We start from the raw sequence: 2,121 nt of genomic DNA, 5'->3' as shown, positions 1-2,121 counted from the left end.
CGCTGCGGATGCGTGCGCGTTCGCGGCGTTGGGCGGTCAGGACGTCGGGGTGGCGGGCGTTGTTGTTGCGCCAGCGCAGGTAGGCGTGCAGGGCCCGGGTCTGGACGGTGTGGTTGGGGTGGTGGGAGTTGGCGAGGGTGAACTGCCGCAACGGTCCGAAGTGCGCTTCGATGGGGTTGGCCCAGGAGGCGTAGGTAGGCGTGAAGCACAGCTCGATCTTGTTCTTCACCGCCCACTGCTTCATTCGCCAGTTCGTGTGGGCGGAGAGGTTGTCGAGGATCACGTAGATCGGGGCGCCGTCAGGGCGGGCAGCCCGGATCGTTCTCAAGGCCACCCAGGTGTGGTCGATGCCCTTGCGCCTGCGGTTGATGCCCCAGAGCTGGTCGTCGCCGACCGAGTAGCAGCCGTGGAAGTAGGTGATTCCGTGGGTGCGGCGGTAGGTCGTCGGCAGCCGGTCCGGGCGGCCTTCCCGGGCCCAGCAGGAGCCAACGGTCGGGCGGATATCCAGCGGTCCGAACTCGTCGAAGGCGAACGTCCGGTCCGGCCGCTCATTGATCGCGTACTCGATCCGGGCCAGCTTGCCGTCGAAGTCCGGGTCCGGGACTCCTTCCAGGTTTTCGTTCTCTGGAAGGAGATCTCGCGGCGGGCCAGTAAGAGGTCGTTTCACTTGGTGAGTCGGCGGTAGCTGATGAGGGCTGCGGCTATGCCGACGAAGGCGAGGAAGTGTCCGGCCTTGCGTTCGTATCGGCGGTGCAGTCGGCGGCAGCCGGCCAGCCAGGAGACCGTTCTCTCGACGACCCAGCGGTGTCGGCCGAGCCGCGTGGACGACTCGATGCCCTTGCGGGCGATGCGGTGGCGGATGCGACGCTCGCGAAGCCATTTACGCAGGTGGTCATAGTCGTATCCCTTGTCGGCATGGAGCTTGGCCGGACGCCGGCGGCGGGGTCCGCGGCGGGAGCGGACGGGCGGGATCCCGCGCACGAGCGGCTGCAGGCCGAGGCTGTCGTGCATGTTGGCGCCGGAGATACCCAGCGACAGCGGCACGCCTCCGGTCGTTGATCAGGTGGATTTTCGATCCCGGCTTGCCGCGGTCGGTCGGATTCGGTCCGGTCAGTGGCCCCCTTTTGCCGCCCGGACGCTGACGGAGTCGATCGCGCACCGCGACCAGTCCAGCTCGCCCCGAGCGCCGAGTTCGTCGAGGATCACCCGGTGCAGCGTGGCCCACACCCGGTCCCGGCTCCACTGGGCGAAGCGCCGGTAGACCGTCGGCCAAGCCGGCCCGAACACCGGCGGCAACTGCCGCCACGTGCAGCCCGAGGTGGCCACGAAGACGATCGCCGCCAGGCATTCGCGGTCACCGGCCCGCCGTCGGCCGCCGCCTTGCGGGCGTATGACCTCCGTCGGCGGGACCACCCGCCGGAATAGCGTCCACAACTCGTCCGGTACCAACCGCTCGATCAGATCCGTCATGCACGGCTCAACGAGCAATCACGCCATCAGAAACGATGTCTAATACTGCAACGGCGTTTTGCGTGACGGTGTGGCAGTCGGGTCGTTGTGCTGGTCATGGGGTGGGATGGTGTGCGGGCGGATGCCCGGGCACCGTGCTTCGGGATATCACGAAGCGGTCCTGCACCGGCTCGACGACGCCGGCCTCATCGACGTCACCCGCGTCGTCCTCGACGCGGAGACGAGGTTGTCGGCTCCCTTTCCATGCCAACCGGGGACCAGCCCTGGACGGTCGCCAGTTTCGAACCGACCGACGCCTGGGGCAAGGTTCGCCCGCTGTTCGAAGCACAAGAGAAGGCGCGCCGAGCAGGTTTCCCTCGCAACCAAGTAGGCGTGCTGAAAGCGGTCCAGGAACTTTCCGTCGTACTGCAGCCGGTAACTCCTGGCGAGCTGATCAAGTCGATGCTCATCTACATCGACGGCAAGGAGGCTCGGGTCCGCTCCTGAGCGGCCAACCTGCTTCTTTCTGACGTGGGCGAGGCGTGCCGTGCGCAGCCGCTGGAGCTGGCTGCGCCAGCGGCTTCGGCGAAGCCGGGGCCATGCTGGCACGGGCCACGCCGCCCTGTCCCGCCGCCCGCTGGTTGGCTTTAACACCAGGCTTTTCGAAGACGG

General features: G+C 67.4%; 1 protein-coding gene and 2 pseudogenes. 1 reads left to right on the top strand and 2 read right to left on the bottom strand.

Annotated features, from left to right (window positions below):
- Nucleotides 1-654, bottom strand: a pseudogene (locus tag ABT360_RS35240) (IS630 family transposase); the annotation flags it as partial.
- Nucleotides 655-663: 9 nt separating this feature from the next.
- Nucleotides 664-1,470, bottom strand: a pseudogene (locus tag ABT360_RS35235) (IS5 family transposase).
- Nucleotides 1,471-1,713: 243 nt separating this feature from the next.
- Here ABT360_RS35235 and ABT360_RS35230 point away from each other — a divergent pair.
- Nucleotides 1,714-1,956, top strand: a complete 243-nt coding sequence (locus tag ABT360_RS35230) for a hypothetical protein (RefSeq protein ID WP_351825827.1) — start codon at nt 1,714-1,716, stop codon at nt 1,954-1,956.
- Nucleotides 1,957-2,121: the final 165 nt, after the last annotated feature.

The organism is Streptomyces sp. NPDC000229 (assembly GCF_040300825.1).
Taxonomy (GTDB): domain Bacteria; phylum Actinomycetota; class Actinomycetes; order Streptomycetales; family Streptomycetaceae; genus Streptomyces.
Note: the sequence above shows the minus strand (reverse complement) of the source record. Positions and strands in the feature narration are given on the sequence as shown.